The following is a 4,963-nucleotide window of genomic DNA, read 5'->3' as shown; positions in this document are numbered from 1 at the left end:
TCGTCACCGACGGCGGCACGCGCGACTTCGACGTGGTCGCCGCGATGGACATCCCGACGTTCTCGCAGGGGCCGCACCCCTCGGTGCTCGGGCGCCGGCACGTGCCGTGGGAGGTCGACGTCGGCGTCTCGTGCGGCGGGGCAGCGGTCGAACCCGGCGACGTCATCGTGGGCGACGGCGACGGCGTGATCGTGATCCCGCCGGCCCTCGCCTGGGACGTGGCCCGCGAGGCCGCGGCACAGGAGGCGGAGGACGAGTGGGTGGCCGCACAGGTCGCGGCCGGAGCATCCGTCGACGGCCTCTTCCCCATGGACGACGAGTGGCGCGCCCGCTACGAGGCGGAGCGCGCACCCGGTGGGCCGCGATGACCGCCGAGAGCAAGTCGCAGCTCGCCTACGGGTTCATCCGGCAGGGCATCGACGACGGCCGCTTCGTCCCCGGCTACCGGCTCGTGCTCGGCCAGATCGCCAGGGAACTCGACGTGTCGGTGGTGCCGGTGCGCGAGGCGATCCGTCGTCTCGAGGCCGAGGGGCTCGTGACCTTCGAGCGCAACGTCGGCGCGCAGGTCGCGCTCATCAAGGAGACCGAGTACCTGCACACCATGCAGACGCTGGCGATCGTCGAGGGTGCCGCGACCGCGCTGTCGGCACCGCACCTGACGCCCGACCACCTGCGCCGGGCGCGCGAGGTCAACGAGCGGATGCGGCGCACCCTCGACGACTTCGACCCGCACCGCTTCACCGAGCTCAACCTCGAGTTCCACGCCGTGCTGTTCGAGGAATGCCCGAATCCGCACGTGCTCGACCTCGTGCACCGCGGCTGGAACCGGATGCGGATGCTCCGCGATTCGTCGTTCAGCTTCGTGCCCGGCCGGGCGCGCGACTCGGTCGCCGAGCACGACCGCATCGTCGACCTCATCGAGCAGGCCGCCGATCCGGTCGAGATCGAGCTCACCGCGCGCCGGCACCGCACCGCGACGCTCGACGCCGTGCTCGCCTACCAGGCGAGCCGCGCCCACCAGACCCCGACCCACCCGACCGCCGCGGCCGCCGCCGGCGCCGTGCTGATGCCCGTCGCCGCGATCCGCGGCACACGCGTCCCCCTCATCGCCGGCGCCGCCATCGCGGTCGTGCTCGCAGCGGAGGCGCTCGTGCAGATCGGCGCGTCCGGCCGCGACGTGGTGACCGGCATCGCCGTCGCCGCGACGGCTGTGTTCCCGCTTGTCATCGTGGGGCTCGCCACCGACGGGTTCCGACGGCTCGTCGGCCGCGAGCTCGACCTGTCCCTCGTGCAGTCCACGGTGGCGACGTCGCGATCCGCAGTCGGCATGCGCGCGTCCGAGGAGCTCGCCCAGCTGGACTTCGACGCGGAGACGCTCCTCGACGACGTCGGCTCCGGCCGGATCGCGATCCCACTTCCCGACGACGCCGCCGAGCGGGCCGGCACGGTCGCCGCGCGCCTGCGCGTGCGCCTCATCGAGGGACGCACCGACACGTGGCTGCGCCACGCCGTCACCGAGTCGGCCTACCTCAACGGCCAGGTCACCGTCGACGACCCGGTCGGCTCGGCCGGGCTCCTCACGCAGTCGCAGCGCGATGGCCTCCTGCTGGCGCTCTGGCTGCTCGTCGCCGAGCACCCGAAGGGCGCGAACGCCCCGGTCCGCGTGCACCTCGCGTGTCGCGAGACGTCCGATGACGCATCCTCGGATGTCGCGTTCGACCTGTCGATCGACGTGTCGGGCGTTGCACGGCGGCGCGTGGACCCCGCGACGTGGGACGCTATCGGTAGTGTCGGAGAGCACAACGTGGTGACACGGACGGACGGCTTCACGGTCGACGTCTCCTGCCGGGTGGCGCACAGCACCCGTCCCGGCGGGCCACCGGCCCGTGGGGCCGCACGATCGAGGGGGAGCTGAATGGCAGACACGGACGCACCGATCCGGCTGGCGATCGTCGACGACCACCGCATGCTGCTCGGGGCGCTCTCCGAGTGGATCCGCAGCGCGGCCCCGGACATCGACCTCGTCGCGGCCGTGCCCTCGTGGTCCGAGCTGCTCGCGCACCCGCAGTTCCCCGTCGACGTCGTGCTCCTCGACCTCGACCTGCGCGACAACATCCCGATCTCGCTGAAGCTGTCGATGCTGAAGTCGGCGGGCGTGCAGACCATGCTGATGAGCACCTACTCCGAGCCCGCCGTGGTGCGCGAGGCGCTCGGCTCGGGGGCGCTCGGCTACCTCGTCAAGTCCGAGCCCGTCGAGAACATCATCGAGGCGATCCGCGCGGCCCGCACCGGGGGTTCCTACCTGACGCCCGAGCTCGAGCTGACCCTCGCCGACGACGGCGCGGTGCCCAAGCTCTCCGCGCAGGAGCGCCGCGTGATGGCCCTCTACGGGGCGGGCCAGCCGGTGAAGGCCGTGGCGTTCCAGCTCGGCATCTCCGAGGAGACGGCGAAGAGCTACCTCAAGCGCATCCGCGAGAAGTACCGCATCGCCGGCTTCGACGTCGGCACGAAGGTGGCGCTGCGCAAGCGGGCGATCCTCGACGGCATCCTGCTGCAGTCCGACTGAGCGCCGCTACTCGACGACTTCCACGGCGCCCGTGGCGTACGGCACGACGACTCCACGTCGGCCGCGCACGCGGTCGAGCGAGAACGAGGCGAGGGCGAGGGCGACGCCGGCGATGGTGAGCAGCAGCCCGATCCAGATCGGCGCCACGTAGCCGAGCCCCGCCGCGATGGCGAGGCCGCCGAGCAGGGCTCCGAGGCTGTTTCCGATGTTCAGGGCCGAGTGGTTGAGCGCCGCGGCGATCGACTGGCTGTCGCGAGCCACGTCCATGAGCCGGGCCTGGATGGTCGGCGACAGCGCGGCCGACGAGGCACCGACGAGGAAGACGCCCGTGAACAGTCCGACGGGGTTCGCGGCGGTGAACCCGAGGAGCACCAGGGCGGCAGCGAGGATGCCGAAGAAGAGGTACATGCTGCGGCGCACGCTCCAGTCCGCGAGCCGCCCGCCGGCGAGGTTGCCTGCGGTCATGCCGACGCCGAACATGATGAGCACGACCGGCACCATCGCGGGGGCGAGGCCCGTGACATCGGTGGCGAGCGGGGCCACGTACGTGTACACGGCGAACAGGCCGCCGAAGCCGATCGCGCCGATGCCGAGGGCGAACCAGACCTGGGCGCGGCCGAAGGCGCGCAGTTCGCGCTGCATCGTCGCGGCCGGGTCGCCGGGCTGCCATGGCACGGCGAGCAGGACCGCGAGGAACGTGAGGGCGAAGATTCCGGCGACGGCGAGGTACGCGAGGCGCCAGCCGGCGGCCTGGCCCAGCCACGTGATCGCGGGAACGCCGATGACGTTGGCGATCGTGAGGCCCGAGAGCACGAGGGCGACGCCGCGGGCCCGCTTGCCCGGTCCCATGAGGCTCGCGGCCACGAGCGACGCGATGCCGAAGTACGCGCCATGGGGCACGGCGGCGATGAACCGGGCGACGAGCACCAGCTCGAACGTCGGCAGCACGGCGGAGCCGATGGTGCCGAGCGTGAAGGCGGTGACCAGGGCGAGCAGGAGTCGCTTGCGCGGCCAGCGCGCGGCGGCGGCGGCGATCGTCGGCGCACCGACGACGACCCCGAGGGCGTACGCCGAGATGATACATCCGGCCTGCGCGTTGGCGGCCTCGGGCGACTGGGCGTAGAGGCCGGGCAGCAGGTCCTCGGCGATGTCGGGCAGCAGGCCCATCGCCACGAACTCGGTGCAGCCGATGCCGAAGCCGCCGAGGGCGAGGGCCAGCAGCGCGAAACGGATACGGGCCGGCGACAGCGTCGTCGGCCCGTCTTCGGGGTGGGTCATCCGTCGATTCTCGCACGGATCGAATCGATTCGATACCGCGCGGGCGGCTCAGGTCCTCATGACTCGTCGAGCGCCCGCTCGAGCCGTTCGACCTTCGCGTCGATCTCGCCGGTGCGACCCGGGCGGATGTCGGCCTTGAGCACGAGTGAGACGCGGGGACCGAACGCGCCGACGGCCTCGGTGGCGCGACGGATGACGTCGAAGACCTCGTCCCACTCCCCCTCGATCTCGGTGAACATCGACGTCGTGCGGTTGGGGAGTCCCGACTCCCGCACGATGCGGACCGCCGCCGCGACCGCGTCGTGGACGGAGCCCTCGGGCCCCTCGGATCCGCCGCTCGGGGCGACGGAGAATGCGACCAGCATGATTCCTCCTCCGGTTCAGGCGGCCGGTGCGGGCGCGCGCCGATCCCAGGTGCTCCCAGCCTGCCACAGCGCACGGATGCCCCAGACGAGCAGGGCCGCCATCAGCAGTACCTTCACCGTGAGCACGAGGACGAATCCCGGGTGGGCGGCGAGCAGCCAGCCGTACCAGTACGGGTAGATGACCTGCGTGAGCAGCGCGATGCCTGCGGCGAGCGCGGCCGGCACGAGGAACCGCCGCGACCGCAGCACGAGCCCCAGCACCACGGGGGCGGCGAGCCAGGTGACGAACTGCGGCGAGCCGACCTTGTTGGCGAGCAGCAGCACCACGACGAACGAGAGCGCGAGCGGGGGGAACACGCGTCCGAAGGCGGCGCCGCTTCGCACCGCCCTGATGCCGAGTGCCAGGACGACGGCGACGCCGACGGCCATCAGGGGCGTCGTGAGGGAGGCCGCGGCATCCGCACCCGGGCCCGAGATCTGGAACGTCAGGATGTCGCGGTCGTAGACGACCTCGACGGCCGTCGACCCGGCGACGATCTGCCACAGCCAGGCGACGGCGAGCGGAGCCTCGACCTGGAGCCCTCGGCCTGCCTGCTCGGCGACGAACCCCACGGCGTTGAGCCCCGACCCGGCGAGCAGGCTCACCCCGATGATGCCGCCGCTCAGGGCGACCGCGACGGTGCCGACGTCCCACCGCTTGCGCGAGGCGACCACGAGCGCGGCGATGAGCGCCGCGGGCCACACCTTCACCCAG

4 protein-coding genes and 2 pseudogenes are annotated in these 4,963 nt (G+C 72.3%); 3 read left to right on the top strand and 3 right to left on the bottom strand.

Going from position 1 to position 4,963, the window contains the following annotated elements:
* The 3 genes and pseudogenes from GH736_RS17095 to GH736_RS17085 form a co-directional block, all read left to right on the top strand.
* A partial coding sequence (locus GH736_RS17095; RefSeq protein ID WP_456236773.1) for an RraA family protein occupies nucleotides 1-368 on the top strand: 368 nt, incomplete at its 5' end.
* Nucleotides 365-1,027, top strand: a pseudogene (locus GH736_RS25170) (GntR family transcriptional regulator); the annotation flags it as partial. The gene GH736_RS17095 and the pseudogene GH736_RS25170, both read left to right, overlap by 4 nt.
* A gap of 888 nt (nucleotides 1,028-1,915) precedes the next feature.
* Nucleotides 1,916-2,566, top strand: a complete 651-nt coding sequence (locus GH736_RS17085; RefSeq protein WP_159605475.1) for a response regulator transcription factor — start codon at nucleotides 1,916-1,918, stop codon at nucleotides 2,564-2,566.
* 6 nt (nucleotides 2,567-2,572) lie between these two features.
* Here the strand turns inward: GH736_RS17085 and GH736_RS17080 are convergent, their stop codons facing one another.
* The 3 genes and pseudogenes from GH736_RS17080 to GH736_RS17070 all read right to left on the bottom strand — a co-directional run.
* Nucleotides 2,573-3,844 (bottom strand): MFS transporter, encoded by a 1,272-nt coding sequence (locus tag GH736_RS17080; RefSeq protein ID WP_159605473.1) that lies wholly within the window; start codon nucleotides 3,842-3,844, stop codon nucleotides 2,573-2,575.
* A gap of 56 nt (nucleotides 3,845-3,900) precedes the next feature.
* Nucleotides 3,901-4,209 (bottom strand): thiamine-binding protein, encoded by a 309-nt coding sequence (locus GH736_RS17075; protein WP_159605471.1) that lies wholly within the window; start codon nucleotides 4,207-4,209, stop codon nucleotides 3,901-3,903.
* Between the two features lie 15 nt (nucleotides 4,210-4,224).
* Nucleotides 4,225-4,963, bottom strand: a pseudogene (locus GH736_RS17070) (hypothetical protein); the annotation flags it as partial.

Source organism: Agromyces humi (genome assembly GCF_009720255.1).
Taxonomy (GTDB): domain Bacteria; phylum Actinomycetota; class Actinomycetes; order Actinomycetales; family Microbacteriaceae; genus Agromyces; species Agromyces humi.
Note: the sequence above shows the minus strand (reverse complement) of the source record. Positions and strands in the feature narration are given on the sequence as shown.